17 protein-coding genes are annotated in these 16,535 nt (G+C 70.7%); 12 read left to right on the top strand and 5 right to left on the bottom strand.

The genetic code is table 11. The features are described from left to right. Position 1: 1 nt before the first annotated feature. Positions 2–1,015: a DUF2157 domain-containing protein gene (locus VZL07_RS04800; RefSeq protein WP_426754149.1), complete on the bottom strand. Its 1,014-nt coding sequence runs from the start codon at positions 1,013–1,015 to the stop codon at positions 2–4. A 136-nt stretch (positions 1,016–1,151) separates the two neighbouring features. On the opposite strand from VZL07_RS04800, the gene VZL07_RS04795 reads away from it, so the two are divergent. Both VZL07_RS04795 and VZL07_RS04790 read left to right on the top strand, forming a co-directional pair. Continuing rightward, on the top strand, positions 1,152–1,841 hold the full coding sequence (locus VZL07_RS04795) for a type IV pilin protein (RefSeq protein ID WP_426754148.1): 690 nt from the start codon (positions 1,152–1,154) through the stop codon (positions 1,839–1,841). A 5-nt stretch (positions 1,842–1,846) separates the two neighbouring features. Further along, positions 1,847–1,975 (top strand): hypothetical protein, encoded by a 129-nt coding sequence (locus VZL07_RS04790; protein ID WP_426754147.1) that lies wholly within the window; start codon positions 1,847–1,849, stop codon positions 1,973–1,975. Between the two features lie 21 nt (positions 1,976–1,996). Here the strand turns inward: VZL07_RS04790 and VZL07_RS04785 are convergent, their stop codons facing one another. Both VZL07_RS04785 and VZL07_RS04780 read right to left on the bottom strand, forming a co-directional pair. After that, complete coding sequence (locus VZL07_RS04785; protein WP_426754146.1) at positions 1,997–2,503, bottom strand: ureidoglycolate lyase; 507 nt, start codon at positions 2,501–2,503, stop codon at positions 1,997–1,999. 16 nt (positions 2,504–2,519) lie between these two features. Next, positions 2,520–3,863, bottom strand: a complete 1,344-nt coding sequence (locus VZL07_RS04780) for a sigma 54-interacting transcriptional regulator (RefSeq protein ID WP_426757233.1) — start codon at positions 3,861–3,863, stop codon at positions 2,520–2,522. 469 nt (positions 3,864–4,332) lie between these two features. On the opposite strand from VZL07_RS04780, the gene VZL07_RS04775 reads away from it, so the two are divergent. Together VZL07_RS04775 and trxA are read left to right on the top strand one after the other, a co-directional pair. Further along, a complete protein-coding gene (locus tag VZL07_RS04775) occupies positions 4,333–5,283 on the top strand; it encodes a hypothetical protein (protein WP_426754145.1) in 951 nt (316 codons plus the stop codon). Positions 5,284–5,424: 141 nt separating this feature from the next. Continuing rightward, entirely contained in the window at positions 5,425–5,811 is a 387-nt protein-coding gene (trxA, locus tag VZL07_RS04770; RefSeq protein WP_426754144.1) for a thioredoxin, read from the top strand. Positions 5,812–6,332: 521 nt separating this feature from the next. On the opposite strand, the gene VZL07_RS04765 is transcribed toward trxA, so the two are convergent. After that, on the bottom strand, positions 6,333–6,680 hold the full coding sequence (locus tag VZL07_RS04765; RefSeq protein ID WP_426754143.1) for a hypothetical protein: 348 nt from the start codon (positions 6,678–6,680) through the stop codon (positions 6,333–6,335). 139 nt (positions 6,681–6,819) lie between these two features. Continuing rightward, complete coding sequence (locus tag VZL07_RS04760; protein WP_426754142.1) at positions 6,820–7,710, bottom strand: alpha/beta fold hydrolase; 891 nt, start codon at positions 7,708–7,710, stop codon at positions 6,820–6,822. A 195-nt stretch (positions 7,711–7,905) separates the two neighbouring features. Between VZL07_RS04760 and VZL07_RS04755 the strand changes: the two genes are divergently transcribed. From VZL07_RS04755 to VZL07_RS04720, 8 genes are read left to right on the top strand one after another with little or no spacing between them, the layout of a single operon-like run. Then, on the top strand, positions 7,906–8,895 hold the full coding sequence (locus VZL07_RS04755) for an AAA family ATPase (protein WP_426754141.1): 990 nt from the start codon (positions 7,906–7,908) through the stop codon (positions 8,893–8,895). Positions 8,896–8,926: 31 nt separating this feature from the next. Continuing rightward, positions 8,927–9,808 (top strand): DUF58 domain-containing protein, encoded by an 882-nt coding sequence (locus VZL07_RS04750; RefSeq protein ID WP_426754140.1) that lies wholly within the window; start codon positions 8,927–8,929, stop codon positions 9,806–9,808. Beyond that, on the top strand, positions 9,805–10,800 hold the full coding sequence (locus VZL07_RS04745) for a hypothetical protein (RefSeq protein WP_426754139.1): 996 nt from the start codon (positions 9,805–9,807) through the stop codon (positions 10,798–10,800). The genes VZL07_RS04750 and VZL07_RS04745 overlap by 4 nt, the downstream gene beginning before the upstream one ends. Continuing rightward, positions 10,775–11,785, top strand: a complete 1,011-nt coding sequence (locus VZL07_RS04740; protein ID WP_426754138.1) for a vWA domain-containing protein — start codon at positions 10,775–10,777, stop codon at positions 11,783–11,785. Before VZL07_RS04745 ends, VZL07_RS04740 begins: the two co-directional genes overlap by 26 nt. After that, entirely contained in the window at positions 11,782–12,843 is a 1,062-nt protein-coding gene (locus VZL07_RS04735) for a VWA domain-containing protein (protein ID WP_426754137.1), read from the top strand. Before VZL07_RS04740 ends, VZL07_RS04735 begins: the two co-directional genes overlap by 4 nt. Beyond that, a complete protein-coding gene (locus VZL07_RS04730) occupies positions 12,840–13,862 on the top strand; it encodes a tetratricopeptide repeat protein (RefSeq protein WP_426754136.1) in 1,023 nt (340 codons plus the stop codon). Before VZL07_RS04735 ends, VZL07_RS04730 begins: the two co-directional genes overlap by 4 nt. Continuing rightward, positions 13,846–15,729, top strand: a complete 1,884-nt coding sequence (locus tag VZL07_RS04725) for a BatD family protein (protein ID WP_426754135.1) — start codon at positions 13,846–13,848, stop codon at positions 15,727–15,729. Before VZL07_RS04730 ends, VZL07_RS04725 begins: the two co-directional genes overlap by 17 nt. Continuing rightward, entirely contained in the window at positions 15,726–16,436 is a 711-nt protein-coding gene (locus VZL07_RS04720; RefSeq protein ID WP_426754134.1) for a tetratricopeptide repeat protein, read from the top strand. The genes VZL07_RS04725 and VZL07_RS04720 overlap by 4 nt, the downstream gene beginning before the upstream one ends. Positions 16,437–16,535 lie beyond the last annotated feature (99 nt).

Genomic DNA, 16,535 nt, shown 5'->3' with positions numbered 1-16,535 from the left:
GTCAGGACTCCTCCGTGGCGCCGGTGACGCGGGCCTCGTGCCGCAGCCACCACACGGCGAGCGCCAGCTGGGCGATGACGAAGAGGGGCAGCAGGAAGAGGCCGACCTCGTCCACGCTGGAGAAGGAGTCGAAGACAACGCCGACGGCACCGGACGTCAGGAGCGTCATGACGCTCAGCGCGCCGAGCGTGAGCATGAACAGCTCGCCCTTCAGGTGCCGGTGCAGCGCGTACTCGGCCGCGAGCGAGGCCAGGACGAGCAGCAGCGCCGCCGAAGCGCCGGAGGGCGCGCTCGAAGGGCTGGCGGCGAACGGCACCGACGCGGCGAGCAGCGGCGCCACGGTCATCACCGCGAGCACGCGGGGCGCCCAGCGGGCCTGGAGCCAGGGCACGCGCAGGTTGGCGAAGTGCTCGTAGGTGGCCCAGGCGAAGCCGTTGCCTCCGCCCAACACCACCGCGAGCCAGTAGTTCTTGTCCCACCCCGTGTTCAGCACCTGCTCCCAGTAGAGGCCGATGCCGGTGTTGACCAGCACCAACGCCAGCAGCCACAGGGGCGTGAAGCGGGACACTGCCACCCAGGGCACGATGAGCACGGTCCATCCGATGAACAGCTCATACGGGTCCGCTCCCGTCTGGTAGGCCTGCCCGTACACGGCCAGCAGCGCGCCCACGAGCACCGAGGCCGCCAGGAGCGACATCCGCCCGCCGAGCGTCTCGCCTTGCTTCCACGCGCTCAGCGCCGCGCCGACAATCGCCGCGGCGATGAGGCCCAGCTTCGCGAAGCGGTGCATGTCCGCCCAGTTGTACGCGAAGAAGTAGATGACGCCCGAGAGCACCAGCAGCACGCCCAGGCCCATCAGCGTGGTGGACAGGAAGCGTCGCCAGTCCGTCCGAGGGGGAGACGCGAAGGACACGTGCATCGCGCGCTCGAGCGCGGCGGGCGTCAGCACCCCCGCGTCAGCGAGTGCGCGCAGGCGTTCGGGTGTTGCGTCCAGTTCGAGCAGGGGTTTGGGCACGGGCGCAGTCTAGCGGCCAGGACGGGTGGTGCGTCCATCTCCCCGGTCGTCGCACCCGCCCGTGGGCTGGCGGGTGGCCATGGTACGTTGCGCGTCTGCGTGCAGGACTCGCGCGCTTCCAGGGGGAATCCAGGACATGGCGAAGCTGGAGTGCCCGAAGTGCGGCAGCCTCATGGACGTCACGGGGCTTTCCCCGGGCGTCATCGTCACCTGTGAGTGTGGGAACGTGGCGACCGTGCCGGCTCGCTCGTGGGTGACGCGCCTGGGGGGCGTGTGGGCCGCGCTGGGCGTCCTCTTCCTCTGCCCGTGCCTCGGCTTCCTGGCCGCCATTGCGATTCCCAACTACAACAAGCTGCCCGTGCGCTCCAAGCAGTGGGAGTGCAAGGCGAACCTGCGCGCGTTCTTCGACGCCCAGCGCAGCTACCATGCCGAGCACGGTGCCTATGCGCTCACCATCTCGAAGGTGGGCTTCATCCCCGAACGTGGCAATCGCTACGCATACTTCACGGCTGTAGGACCGGTGGCGGCACGTGACACGGCGGAGGCGAGCGTGGGGGAGGATGCCGTGGGCATCGGCGTGGAGCGCTCGAGGGATGAGCGCATCCGTCCCGTGACGCTCGAGGGACTGCCCAGCTGGGTCACCCGGCAGCTCGGTGTCGTGGGCGCGTGCCCCGAATGCCAGCTCACGATGGCCTGTGCGGGGAACATCGACGTCGATGACACGCTGGATATCTGGCTCGTCTCCACGAAGACGCTCACCGACCTGGAGGGCAACCGCGTCCCGCCGGGCATTCCGACGAACGTCGTGAACGACGTCGACGACTGACGCTCATGCCGCGCGATGGCATCGACATGCTCTATTCCGGTGGTCCGTACTCCGACTCGGTGCCGCGGTGCATCGCGGGCTTCCAGAGCATCCACTCGACGCGTGAGCCCAGCCGCGAGTCGCAGACGCGCTGAGTCCCGAACGGGCAGGGCCGGTCAGTCGCTGGTGACGAGCAGGGGCGTGGCCAGGGGGCGCTCCTCGCAGTCCTGGGCGGACCCATCCTCCCAGGCCAGCATCAGCAGGTCCGCGGGACCGTCCAGCGCGATGATGGGATGGTGCCACTGGCCGGGGCGGTAGTTCACGCCATGGCCCGGGCCACAGACGAAGGCTTGCAGCCGGTCCAGGTCCGGCTCGCCGCGTGCGTCGTCCGGACAGACGACCACCAGGAAGCGCTGACACGCGAGCGCCACGAACATCTGCGTGGAGCAGGGGTGGCGCTCCAGCAGCCGCACCTCGAAGGGCAGCGACTTCGCCACCGAGCGGAACACGGCGAGGTTGGGCTGGGCCTGGGGCCGGCTGCCCGTCAGGTTCGCCACCCTGTCGAAGCGCGTGGCCGTGCCCTGGTTGGCGCTGGTGCCGCCCGCGAGCTCCAGCCCGATGACGTCGCCGAACGGCGCGAAGGCCTCTTTCGTGAGGGGCTGGGCCCGAAGTGGCGGTCGCATGGGGCGTGTTCCTCGCTCAATCCCGGGTGTTGTCGTCGTCCCCGAGCATCATGCCGTGCTTGGTGAGCAGCTTGCGCAGGTAGACGCGGGCGATGCCCGCCTCGCGGGCCGCTCGGGAGATGTTCCGGTCGCACCGGGTGATGAGGCCCTGGAGGTAGTCCCGCTCGAAGACCTCGATGAGCCGCTCCTTGGCTTCCTTGAAGGGCAGCTCCGCCTCTGGAATGGCCGCCGGGAGCCGGGTGGACCCTGAGGGCGGCTCCAGGGGCGGGAGGGTGTCCTCGCCCAGGTGGATGGCCTGCTCCACCACGTTGCGCAGCTCGCGCACGTTGCCCGGCCACGGGTACTGGGCCAGCAGCGCGCGCGTCTGCTCGGACAGGGCACTGGGCGGGCGGCCCAGCCGCTCCAGCATGGCGTCGATGAGCAGCGGCAGGTCCTCGACGCGCTCCCGCAGCGGTGGCGGGACGACCTTGAGCACCGCCAGCCGGTGATAGAGGTCCTTGCGGAAGCGGCCCTGCTGGACGGCCTGCTCCAGGTCCACGTGCGTGGCCGCGACGACGCGCATGTCCACCATGCGGTAGTCATTGGCGCCCACCCGCTTCACCTGCCGGCGCTCCAGGACGCGCAGGAGACGCGGTTGCAGCTCCAGGGGCAGCTCGCCCACTTCGTCCAGGAAGACGGTGCCGCCCTGGGCGCGCTCGAAGGCGCCCGCCCGCTCTCCCTGGGCGCCCGTGAAGGCCCCCTTCACGTGGCCGAAGAGCTCGGACTCCATCAAGGAGGGCGGAATCCCGGCGATGTCCACGATGACGAAGGGGCCACCGGCACGCGGGCCTTCTTGATGGATGGCCTCCGCGCACAGCTCCTTGCCCGTGCCCGTCTCTCCCTGGACGAGCACGTCCCCGCCGCCCGCGGCCACCCGCTCCAGAATGGTGAAGAGCTCGCGCATCTTCACGCTGGCACCGACGAGCGCGCCGAAGCGCTGGCGGGAGGACAACGGCATGGGCCGCTCCCGCGAGTCCTCCGGCACCACCTTGAGGACGACGGTGCCCAGCGTCAGCACCGCGCCGGGGCGCACCTCCAGCTCGGTGAAGCGGACGCCTTCGAAGAAGGAGCCGTTGCGCGAGCCCAGGTCGGTGGCCACCACCCGGTCCTCCGTCACCTCCAGTTGCAGGTGCTGTCGGGAGACGACGCGGTCCGTCAAGACGAGGTCGCACGTCGGCGCCGTGCCGAGTCTGAGCACGCCCGGCCGCAGGGGGTGGCTCTGGCCCGCCTGCTCCCCGGAGAGCACCAGCAGCTTCAGCCGCAGGGGGCCCCGCCGCGCCATGGGGACGGGCGCCGTCTGGACCAGCTCGTCGGGCTCCATGTCGTTGTCGCCAGGGTGCGCCACGGCCGGCAGGCTACCACCTCGCCTATGCAGGGGAGGGGGTGACAACTGTTGTTGCCACCTGACAACCGCCGTTATCAGGCGCCCGGGCCCGCCCGGCGCTCGTTCCTCCTCTAGCGCGCGGGCTCTCCGCCGGGGCAATGCCCCTGGAGGGCCCTGGCATGTCCACTGCAGTGGACTGGGCTCGCTTCGATAACACCAGCATCCTGGCGCCCATCCGCGATGTCTTGTCTTGAATGGACAGACGGCTCGTGGATGGGCGTGTTTGTGTTTGAATTGCGGTTCGTTTCCCCCTGGCGCGCGCGGAAAACAAATAAAAACACCGCAGGAAACAACGCGCGGGTCGGATAGAGAATGTGCATGTAGTCAGCGCGCGGGGCTTTCGGCTGAAACAGCCACTCGCCCCCAATCCAAACCATCGCAGCAATCTCAATCAGGAGTCATGACCATGAGCGTGTCCATCGCGAAGTCCATCCAGTGCAACGGCTTCTCCGGCAACACCCGTGGCTGCGGCCCGTCGGACAACTTCCAGGCCGCCTACCGGTCGATGGACCCGTCCAAGGCGGCGCAGACGGTGCTCAAGCACTTCGACGCCGTCGAGGGCGTGGGCATGAACGCCAGCGGCAAGGGCGCCGGGGACGCCAACATCGGGACGTCGGAGCTCAAGCGCGTGGCGGACCCGAACAGTGGCTTTCCGGCCGAGGTCCGCGCCGCAGCGAAGTGGATGCTCGACCACCCCATTGCCCTGCGCTCGCTGGACCAGGGCGCCAGCAAGGCCCATGGCGGCAAGCACGAGGTGCACCTGAGCAAGGCGGACCTCCAGGCGCATGCCAAGAATGCCTCGGACTGCGGGGGACCCCAGCGGCCCGCCTTCCCGCAGCGTCCGCCGCTGTTCGGCTCCGGGTTCGGCGGCGGCTTCGGCGGCCCGTGCGGCCCCAACCCCCACCGTCCCAACCTGCCGCCGCGGCTGGACCTGTGCGGCCCCTCGTTCGGTCCGCAGTTCCGCCCGTCCTTCGGCGCCGACCGTCAGGGCCCCATGGACGTCTACAAGGCCGCCCAGACGCTCAAGGAGCACTTCGCCTTCGCCGAGGGCGTCGGCATGAACGCCAAGGGCAAGGGCGCGGGCGACAACAACATCGGCCTGTCGGAGCTCAAGCGCGTGGCCGACCCGAAGAGCGGCGCGCCGCGGGAGCTGCGCGAGGCGGCGCAGTTCCTGCTCGACCACCCCACCGCGCTGCGCTCGGTGGACCAGGGCGCCAGCAAGTCCAAGTCCAGCAAGGAGGTCCACATCAGCCTGCAGGACCTGGAGTCTTTCACCGCGAAGGCGCCCCGGCGTGAGACGCAGTCGAACCGGCTGGACCTGGCGCAGTTCATGGGCCGGGCGAGCATCTGGGGCTGAGCCCGATTGCCGTGCCGGCGGCCCACCTGTCATGGGCCGCCGCGGTGGGCTGAAGGCGACTGGGAGTCAGGCCCTGGGGGGAGCCTGGCTGGCCACATCCTGACACTGGCGCCTCTGGGGGGGAGGGCCCAGTGTCAGGGCATGGCAACCACCGACATCACCAAGGCCAACTTCAAGGAAATCGTCTCGAAGGAGGGAATCGTCCTCCTCGACTGGTGGGCCGACTGGTGCGCGCCGTGCCGCACCTTCGCGCCTGTCTTCGAACAGGCGAGCACGAAGAATCCGGACATCGTCTTCGGGAAGCTCGACACCGACCGGGAGGCGGAGCTCGCGGGCGCGTTCGCCATCCGCTCCATCCCCACGCTGATGGTCTTCCGGGACGGAATCATGTTGTTCGAGCAGGCGGGGGCGCTGCCGGCCAGCGCGCTCGATGACCTCATCCGTCAGGTGCGCGCGCTCGACATGGACGAGGTGCGCAAGCAGCTCGTGGAACGCCAGGCGCAGCAGGGGTCATCGCCTCAAGCTTGATGGGGGCAGACCGGGCACGTCGCGGGCGAGGCGCGCGAGCAGTTCGTGGAACGCCTGGCGCAGCAGTGGACGTCTCCTCAAGCTCGAGGCGAGGCCCGCAGGCCGGCACGTCGCGGGCGAGCTGTGCAAGCAGTGCGTGGGCGGTCTGTCGCAGCAAGAGACGTCGCCTCAAGCTCGAGGCGGGGCCCGCAGGTCGGCACGTCGCAGGCGAGCTGTGCAAGCAGTGCGTGGGCGGTCTGGCGCAGCAAGAGACGTCGCCTCAAGCTCGAGGCGAGGCCCGCAGGCCGGCACGTCGCAGGCGAGCTGTGCAAGCAGTGCGTGGGCGGTCTGGCGCAGCAAGAGACGTCGCCTCAAGCTCGAGGCGAGGCCCGCAGGCCGGCACGTCGCGGGCAAGCTGTGCAAGCAGCGCGTGGACCGTCTGACGCGGCAGGCGCCGGCGACCACCACCTGGAGGCGGCACCCACTGGATGGCACGCGCGAGGCGGGGCCTCCCATGACGGGAGTCCCTGCTCGTGTATGTCTCAGCCCAGCACCTGCACCTTGCCGTGGTCGTCGCAGTGGCCGTCGTGCGGGTGATGCAGATGCCCATCGACGAGGTAGTCCACGTGGTCCCCATGGGGGGCCGCCGCATGGCCGCAGGTGGGCCCATGACGGTGGGCGCTCTCATGCGCGCCGCAGGCATGTTGTGGCGTACAGCGCGCGGGGTTCCGGGTGTCCTCGGACAGGGTGCATTCGTCCGTGTGGTCCGAGTGCGCGTGGTGCAGGTGCCCGTCATGCAGGTAGTCCACATGGTCCTGGTGCTGGATGGCGGGGTGGCCACAGCCCGCGGCGTGGACGTGGTCGTGACGGTCATGCGTCTTGTGGTTCATGGAAACCTCCCAGGCGGAATGGCCCGCGAATGACACGGCTGCACGGTTGGCATCCGGGGAGGCCGGGACAAGCGCCGGAAGGGCGCACTGCGACCGCGGGACGAGCCGATGGGGCCATCGGGCGCCCGCCCACCGTGCACTACGGCGAGGGCTGGGCGTCGAGAAAGGTCTTCAGCTCGGGGAGCACGCGCTCCGGCCGCTCCTGGTGAGGACTGTGGCCCGCATCCACTCGCACGAGCTGCGCCTGCGGCAGCCGCCGCGCCGCCTGTTCGGCCATGGATACCGGAAGGACGTCTTCCCGTTCACCCCACACGACCAACACCGGTACGCCCACCGCGTCCAATTGCCGCGCGCGGTGGAAGACCTCGCCGACGAGCGGGACGAGCAGGTCGAAGGCCCGCGCGACCTCGGGGCTGGTGCCCGGACGGGCGTGCAGCTCGTAGTCCAGAGCCCCCAGCCGCTGGCCCAGCGGTGTCTGGGGCGGCGGTACCATCCGGGCCCAGGCCCAGGGTCCCAGGGCGCGCGCGAGGCGCTCCGGACCCGAGCGGAAGAAGAGGCGGGCCTTGCGCGCCATCTCCGGCCCCAGGCCCATCGCACCCACCAGGCCCAGTCGCTCCACGGGCACCCGGCCGCGCAATGCGAGCTCCAGGGCCACCAGCCCGCCCAGCGAGTGTCCCACCACGCTCACCGGGCCGGGCGCGAGCCGGGCCAGCAACGCCTCCACGGGCGCGGTGAAGAAGGCCACCGCCTCTTCGGCCGTGGTCAGCGGACCGTCGGTGGGGGACGACAGGCCGAACCCCGGCAGGTCCACCGCCAGCACCCGGTGCGTTCGGGCCAGCGCCGTCAGGTAGGCGAACCACGAGGAGGCCGCGCCGCCGCGTCCGTGGAGCAGCACCACCGTGGGGCCCGCGCCCGCCTCCAGGACGCGGAGCGCCCCGCCTCCCGGCAACCAGTGAACCGTCGCCGTGACTGCCGGGGCCAATTGGGCCAGCAGCGCGGCCTCCACGGGCCCCACCGCGGGGGCCTTCATGGTGTTGCCCACCGCGCGGCCGTCCGCCGGGAGTGGAACAGGGGTTGGCGTTGGGGCTGTGAGTGGTACATGGGGAGGACACTCCAGGAGGAGCGGACGGACGGGTAACTTACTGGAATGTGCGGCCCTCTGCGGTGTTGAGCCGGATACCCTGTAAACCCTAGGCTGCCCGCCGCCAGTCCGACACGAGGCGACATGAACACCGACATTCGCGCGCTCACCGAACGCGTGCAGCAGGAAAGCAGCTTCGTCGAGGTCCTGAACCAGGAAACCAGCAAGGTCATCGTCGGGCAGCGCTACATGCTGGAGCGCATCCTCATTGGCCTGCTGTGCAACGGACACGTGCTGCTGGAAGGCGTGCCCGGCCTCGCCAAGACGCTCACGGTGCGCACCGTCGCTGACTCGCTCAGCGCCACCTTCATGCGCATCCAGTTCACCCCGGACCTGCTGCCCGCGGACGTGGTGGGCACCATGATCTACAACCAGCAGGCGGCGAACTTCACCGTCCGCAAGGGCCCCATCTTCGCCAACATCGTGCTCGCGGACGAAATCAACCGCGCCCCGGCGAAGGTGCAGTCCGCCCTCCTGGAGGCCATGGCCGAGCGCCAGGTCACCATCGGTGACCAGTCCTTCGGGCTGCCCTCGCCCTTCCTCGTGCTGGCCACGCAGAACCCCATCGAGCAGGAAGGCACCTACCCGCTGCCCGAGGCGCAGGTGGACCGCTTCATGCTCAAGGTGAAGGTGGGCTACCCCACGCGCGACGAAGAGAAGGTCATCATGGACCGGATGTCCGGCGGCGTGTCGCCGCGCGCGCAGCGGGTCATCGACCTGCAGCACCTGGTCCGGGCCCGCGAGCTCGTCCACCACATCTACATGGACGAGAAGGTGAAGGACTACATCCTCAACGTGGTGTTCGCCACGCGCGAGCCCGCCAAGTACGGTCTCAAGGACCTGGCGGACTACATCCAGTTCGGCGCCTCGCCCCGCGCCACCATCGCGCTGGCCCAGGCCGCGCGCGCGCACGCCTTCCTGCGCCACCGAGGCTTCGTCACCCCGGAGGACGTGAAGGCCATTGCCTTCGACGTGCTCCGCCACCGCGTGGCGATGACGTACGAGGCGGAGGCCGAGGACCTCACGCCGGAGAAGATCATCCAGCGCGTGTTCGACCGCGTCGAAGTCCCCTGACCCTCACCCTCGCGAGCCCGCCAGGCGCCCCGTGCTTCCCAAGGACCTCATCCGCCGCATCCGCAAGCTGGAGATTCGCACCCGCAAGGTGGTCTCCGACATGCTCGCCGGCCAGTACCACTCGGTCTTCAAGGGCCGGGGCATGGCCTTCTCCGAGGTGCGCCAGTACCAGCCCGGTGACGAGATTCGCATCATCGACTGGAACGTCACCGCGCGCATGCACGAGGCCTACGTCAAGGTCTTCACCGAGGAGCGCGAGCTGACGGTGATGCTGGTGGTGGACGTGTCCGCGTCGAAGGAGTTCGGCTCGCGCGAGCGCACCAAGTCGGAGATTGCCGCGGAGGTGGCCGCGCAGATTGCCTTCAGCGCCATCGCCAACAACGACCGGGTGGGACTCATCCTCTTCTCGGACCGCGTGGAGAAGGTGGTGCCGCCGCGCAAGGGCCGCACGCACGTGCTGCGCCTGGTGAGCGACATCCTCACGTTCCAGCCGGAGGGGCGGGGGACGGACCTGGCGGTGGGGCTCAACTACCTGACGCAGGTGGCGAAGCGGAAGGCGGTGACGTTCCTCATCTCCGACTTCCAGGCGCGCGACTACGAGAAGCCGCTGCGGCTGGTGGGGCGCAAGCACGACCTGGTGCCCGTGGTGGTGGCGGACCCGCTGGAGGAGGCCTTTCCGCGGCTGGGGCTGGTGGACATGGAGGACCCGGAGACGGGCGAGCGCTTCGTCGTCGACACCAGCGACCCGCGCGTGCGAGGCCGCTTCGCCCGGGCAATGCAGGCCGCGCGCGACGAGCGCCGCAAGCTGTTCAAGAAGCTGGAGCTGGACCACGTGGAGCTGCGCGCGGGCGATGACCACGGCAAGGCGCTCGCGAACTTCTTCCGCGCGCGAGCCCGGAGGATGGCGGCGTGACGCGGCTCCTTCCCCTGCTGGCGATGTGCTTCGTGGTGGCGTCCTCGCAGGCCCGGGCCCAGGCCCCCGCGGCCGCGGGCGCGCCCACGCACGAGCAGGCCAAGCCCCTGGACGTGTCGGTGCGCGTGGACCCACCCCAGGTCCGCATCGGCGACCCCTTCGTCTACGAAGTGGTCATCACCCACCCGAAGGCGCACCGCTACGAGCTGGCGGTGCCCCAGGAGACGGGGGACTTCGAGTTCCTGGACCAGACGCGCCAGCGCCAGGACGGGCCGGACTCGGCCACCACCACGTTCCGGGTGCGGCTGTCCGCCTTCGCGCTGGGCTCGGTGGAGGTGCCCGCGCTGCCGTTCGACGTGGCCACGCCGGAGGGCCCCCAGCGCTTCACCGCGCCGGCGCAGGCGGTGGAGGTGACGTCCACGCTGCCGCAGGACGCGGACGGGAAGGGCGCGGACCTCTTCGACTACAAGCCTCCGGAGGAGGTGCCCATCCGCTCGTGGCGCCTGGTGCTCACGGTGCTGGGCGCGCTGGCGGCGGCGCTGCTGGCGTGGCTGCTGTTCCGGTGGTGGAGGAACCGGCCCAAGCACGTGGTGGTGACGCCGCCGCTGCCGCTGGACGTGCGCACGCGCAAGGCGCTGGACGCGCTGAAGGCGGACGACCTGCCCGCGCGCGGCCAGGTGAAGGAGTTCTACTTCCGGCTGTCGGAGATCGTCCGTGGCTACCTGGGCGAGCGCTACGCCTTCGAGGCGCTGGAGTGCACCAGCTCCGAGCTGATGGCGTCGCTGCGCCGCATGTCCACGCCGGGCCTGCCGGAGGACGCGCTGATGCGCTTCGTGTCCGAGTCGGACATGGTGAAGTACGCGCGCGCCGACGCCTCGGCGGAGTCCTGCCGCGCCGCGCTGGCCTTCGGCTACGCGCTCATCGACCAGACGTACGTTCCGCCACCGCCGCCCCAGGCCTCTGACAATGCCGCCGCTCCCCGCGTTCAATAACCCCGAGGCGCTCTGGGGGCTGCTGCTCGTGCCGCTGCTGCTCTGGCAGGCGTGGCGGGAGCGGCGCGCCCGCGCCACGCTGCGCTTCTCCGCGGCGCACGTCTTCGCCCGCGGTGGCAGGGGCTTTCGCACGTACCTGCTGCCGCTGTTGCCCCTCTTTCGCGTGGCGGCGGTGACGGCGGCCGTGCTCGCCATCGCCCGGCCCCAGGTGCGCGACTCGCGCGTGCGCGACCTGTCCGTGGAGGGCATCGACATCGTGGTGGCGTTGGACCTGTCCACCTCGATGGAGGCCGGTGACTTCCGTCCGCAGAACCGCATGCACGTGGCCAAGGAGGTGCTGAGCGAGTTCATCTCCAACCGGGTGAACGACCGCATCGGCCTGGTGGTGTTCGCGGGCGCGGCCTACACGCAGGCGCCGCTGACGCTGGACTACGGCGTGCTGAAGGAGGTCATCAAGCAGCTGCGCACGCGCGTGCTGGAGGACGGCACGGCCATTGGCGACGCGCTCGCCACCTCGCTCAACCGCCTGCGGGACTCGGAGGCGAAGAGCCGCGTGGTGGTGCTCATCACCGACGGCGACAACAACTCCGGGAAGATCTCCCCCATGGACGCGGCGAACATGGCCCAGGCGCTGAGGGTGCCCATCTACACCATCCTGGTGGGCAAGGGCGGCAAGGTGCCCTTCCCGCAGGGCACGGACCTGTTCGGCAACACCGTGTGGCGCGACACGGAGATTCCCATCAACCCGGAGCTGATGCAGGACATCGCGGACCGGACCGGCGGTGAGTACTACCGCGCCACCGACCCCGAGCAGCTCCGCGAGGGCCTCCAGAAGGTGCTCGACTCGCTGGAGCGCTCGAAGCTGATGGAGGGCGGCGCCAGCGCCACCTACCGCGAGGAGTTCCATCCCTTCCTCCTGGCCGCTTTCGGACTCGCCGCGCTGGAGCTGCTCCTGCGCGCCTCCTTCCTGAGGGTCTTCCCGTGACGCCCGTGGAACCCTGGCGCTTCACCGTGCTCGGATACCAGGCGGGGCTGGCGCAGCCCCTGTTCCTGCTGCTGGTGCTCGTGGGCGTGGCCCTGGGCCTGCTCGCGCTGGTGGGGGCGCTGCGGCGCCGCTCGCGCGTCCGGGCGCTGTTGCACGAGCGCCACGCGGAGCGCTTCACGCCGGGCGTGTCGGTGTGGCGGCCCGCGGCGCAGGGCGGGCTCTATGGCCTGGGGCTGGCCCTCTTCGGCTTCGCGCTGGCGCAGCCGCAGTGTGGCACCAAGAGCGAGCTGACGAAGCGGCGCGGCATCGACGTGGTGGTGGCGCTGGACGCCTCCAAGTCCATGCTGGCGCGCGACGTCCAGCCCAGCCGCCTGGAGCGCGCGAAGCTGGAGCTGACGACGCTGCTGGACGAGCTGAAGGGCGACCGGGTGGGGCTGGTGGTGTTCGCGGGCGACGCGTTCATCCAGTCGCCCCTCACGTCGGACTACTCGGCGGTGAAGCTGTTCCTGCGCGCGGTGGACCCGGACGTGATGCCCCAGGGCGGCACCAACGTGGGCGCGGCGCTGCGGCTGGCGTGGCAGGTGCTGGAGAACGCGGACCGCGGCTCGAAGGAGCGCGTGGTGGTGCTGCTGTCGGACGGCGAGGACCTGGTGGGCGACGTGTCCGAGGCCACCGAGCAGCTGAAGGACGCGGGCGTGCAGGTGCTGGCGGTGGGCGTGGGCTCCGAGTCCGGCGAGCCGATTCCCGTCTTCGACCGGCGCGGCGTGTTCGTGGACTACAAGAAGGACGCGGCGGGGGAGACGGTGATTACGCGCCTGGACCGGGCGGGGCTGACGGCCATCGCCGAGTCCACCGGCGGCGCCTTCTACTTCCAGCCGCGCGGCGTGGCCATGTCGCAGGTGGTGGAGCGCATCGACCAGATGCAGAAGAGTGAGCTGGAGAGCCGGGTGACGGTCCGCTACGACGAGCGCTTCCAGTCGTTCGCCATCCCGGGCTTCGCCCTGCTGGCGCTGGGCATGGTGCTGCTGCCGTCGTCGCGCCGGAGGTCGTCGCCATGAGCGCGAAGGTGACGCCCGCGGCGCGGTGGCTGGCGTATGGACTGGTGGCGTCGCTGGCGCTGCCCTCCCCCGTGTGGGCCGCGGGGCCGCTGGAGCGTGACCACCCGCTGGTGGCGCAGGGCCGCGAGGCCTATGCGGCCGGCCGCTACGAGGACGCGCTCGCCGCGTTCGAGGCCGCGAAGAAGGAGCGCCCCAACGACGTGGCGGTGGACTTCAACCGCGCGGACGCAATGGCCAAGCTGGGGCGCGTCGCGGATGCCAAGGCACTCTTCCAGTCGGTGACGGAGTCCAACCGCGCCGACCTGCGGCAGAAGGCCTGGTACAACCTGGGCAACCTGCACGCGACCACCGGAGATCGGCAGGAGGCGCTGAAGGCCTACCGGCGCGCGCTCACCCTGGACCCGCAGGACATGCAGGCCCGCCACAACTACGAGGTGGTGCTGCGCAACCTGCCGCCCCCCCAGGACAGCGGCCAGGACGCGGGCGCGGATGGCGGAAACGACGGCGGCAGTGACGGTGGGCGTCCGGACGCTGGCGAGGACGGCGGCACGAAGGGCGATGGCGGTGAGCCCCAGGACGGCGGCACCGACGGTGGCGCGGATGGAGGTGAGGACGGGGGCGCTGACGGTGGCGCGGATGGCGGCGTCAGCGACGGAGGCGCGGACGGCGGCGCGGATGGTGGGGACGGGGACGGTGGCGCGGACGGCGGCTCCGACGGAGGCGCGGACGGTGGTGAGCAGGGCCCGCCGGACAAGGGCGATGGCGGCGCGGACGGCGGCGCGGATGGTGGACAGGACGACGGAGAGGGCGAGCCCCAGGACGGTGGCAGTGACGGCGGCAGCGCGGGAGAAGAAGACTCGGAAGCGTCCGAGTCGGATGGGGGTTCCAGCGAGTCGGAACTGGACCGGCAGGAGGCGGAGCGCCTGCTGGATGCGATGAAGCAGAACGAGAAGAATCTCCAGCTCTGGCGGTTCCAGCAGAAGAAGAAGCAGAGGAAGCCGAATGAGAAGGACTGGTAGCGCCCTCGGCGTGGTGTTCGCCGTGTTCGCCCTGCTGGCCACCGCGCCGGCGTGGGCGGCCTCGGACGACCTCGATTTCTACCAGACGGTGGACCGCGAGGAGGTGGGCACCGAGGACACCTTCCGCCTCACGGTGGTGGTGGTGGACGCGCCCTCCAACGCGCCGGTGAAGCTGCCGGAGTCGGACGACTTCACCATCCACTCCAGCTCGCGCAGCAGCCAGCGCTCCATCTCGCTCTCCGGTGGCGGCCCCGCCGTCATCCAGGACGTCACCCGGCACGTGCTGGTGATGCAGGCGAATCGCCCGGGCCGGCTCAAGATTCCGCCGTCGCAAATCACGGTGCGCGGCAAGACGTACCGCACGCAGCCCGTGGAGCTCACGGTGAGGGCCGGCCGGGTGGGCGGCGCGTCGCCTCCAGCGCAGGCGGGGCGTGGCCGGCAGCCGGACCCCTTCGCCAGCATGCAGGCGCAGATGCAGCAGATGGAGGAGGCCTTCGGCGACCTGATGGAGGCGGACCGTCCCTCGATTCCGCGGGGGGACTCCGACCTGTTCCTGCGCGCCAGCCTCGACCGGGACACCGTCTACGTGGGCGAGCAGGTGACGCTGTCGCTCTACATCTACTCGCGCGTGGACCTGTCCAGCGTGGACGCCGTCACCATGCCCAAGCTGGAGGGCTTCTGGACGGAAGAGGTGGAGAGCCCCACGCAGCTGTCGGGTGAGCAGCGCGTCGTGGACGGCATCCCCTACCGCGCCTACCTCCTGCGCCGCCGCGCCATCTTCCCGGTGAAGTCCGGCACCCTGTCCATCACCCCCGCGGAGGCGGACATCACCACCGGCTTCCTCTTCGCGGGCCACCGCGTGCACCGCATCTCCAACGCCCTCAAGGTGAAGGTGAAGCCGCTGCCGCCGGGCGGGCCGGAGGACATGCCCAACGCCCACGTGGGCAACTGGCGGCTGTCCATGGACGTGTCCCAGACGCAGGTGGAGCTGGGCCAGCCCGTCACGGTGAAGGTCACTCTTGAAGGCGTGGGCAACGTGAAGAACGTCACGCCGCCGCCGCTGAAGGGCCCCGCCGCGCTCAAGATCTATGACCCCACCACCACCGACAAGGTGTCCCCGCAGCGCCACCGCGTGCAGGGCCGGCGGGTGATGGAGTACCTGGTGATGCCGCAGCGCACGGGCAGCTTCACGCTGCCGTCGCTGGAGTTCACCTACTTCGACCCGCGCTCCCGCAAGTACGAGGTGTCGCGCACCGACCCCGTGACGCTCACGGTGGAGGCGGGCGCGGGCGGCGCGTCGTCCATGGCCGCGGGCTCGCCGCAGGCGTCGTCGGACGTGGCCCACGAGCAGAAGAACGTGCTCACCGCGGGCGGCCTGCGGCCGGTGCGGTACCAGGCGCAGTTCGCCGCGCCGGCCGTGCCGGTGTGGCAGCGGGCCTTCTTCTTGCCCCTGGTGCTGGCGCCGCTGGGGCTGCTGCTGGGCGTGGCGCTGATTGGCGGCGTACGCGGGCGGCTGGCGCTGCGCTCCGAGGCGGGCCGTGGGCGGCAGCAGGCGAAGGCCGCGCGCAAGCGCCTGGCGGACGCGGAGAAGCTCCAGGCCGGCGCGGACGTGGGGGCCTTCTACGGCGAGGTGGAGAAGGCGTTGCACGGCTTCCTGGAGGCGCGGCTCGGCATGCCGGTGGTGGGCCTCACCCGCGAGGCGCTCGCGGAGAAGCTGACGGCGGCGGGCGCGGACGCGGAGCGGCGCGCCAAGGTGCTCTTCGTGCTGGAGGCGTGCGACTTCGGCCGCTACGGCGGCGGAGGCGACCCGGCCGAGCGCCAGAAGGTGATGGATGCCGCGGCGGCGGCCATGGAGGGCTGGGCGTGAGCGGCTACTACACGCCGGAAGAGGCGCAGGACATCTTCCTCAAGGCCAACGAGGCCTACGCGCGCGAGGACTACGCGGCGGCGAAGGAGGGCTACGAGAAGCTGCTGGCCAACGGCCAGGGTGGCCCGGACGTGCTCTACAACCTGGGGACCACGCACCTGGCGCAGGGCGACCTGGGGCGCGCGGTGCTCGCGCTCGAGCAGGCCCGCAAGGCCGGAGGCCAGGCGCCGGACCTGGAGGCCAACCTGGCCCTGGCCCGCGCGCGGCAGGTGGACAAGGTCGTGGGGGCCACCGCGGAGGATGCCTTCCTTCCCCGGGTGGCGGCGGCCACGGACGGGCAGGTGGTGGCGTGGACCTTCCTGGGCACCTGGGTGGCGGCCTTCGTCCTGGTGCTGCTCTGGCGCGCACTGGGGCAGGGGCGGCGGACGGTGGTGGGCATCCTGGCCGTGCTGCTCTTCGCGGTGGCGGTGCCCTCGGGTTTGCTGGTGGCCACCCATGCCTACGTGGGGGCGACGGTGCATGAAGCGGTGGTGCTGGCGCCCACGCTGGTCGCGCGCGAGCTGCCCCAGCCCGGGGCCCGCTCCATCTTCGAGGTGCACGCCGGCCTCAAGGTCCGCTTGCTGGAGGAGACGGGCCGCTTCGTCCGCATCCGCCTGCCCAATGGCCTGGAGGGGTGGGCCGAGCGGGACGGCGTGGCCGAAATCTGACGCAGTCGGCCAGCGGCCGTGTTGTGCAGGGAGGCGCGGAAGCCTGGAACTTCCCGTCATCCGGAGGGTAGACTGGCGCCGGAGGGACGACGGGTATTG

The sequence above is a fragment of the Pseudomyxococcus flavus genome (genome assembly GCF_050038885.1).
In the GTDB taxonomy this organism is placed as follows: Bacteria; Myxococcota; Myxococcia; order Myxococcales; family Myxococcaceae; genus Myxococcus; species Myxococcus flavus.
The sequence above is the reverse complement of the archived record's forward strand: the minus strand, read 5'-3'. Positions and strand labels throughout refer to the sequence as shown.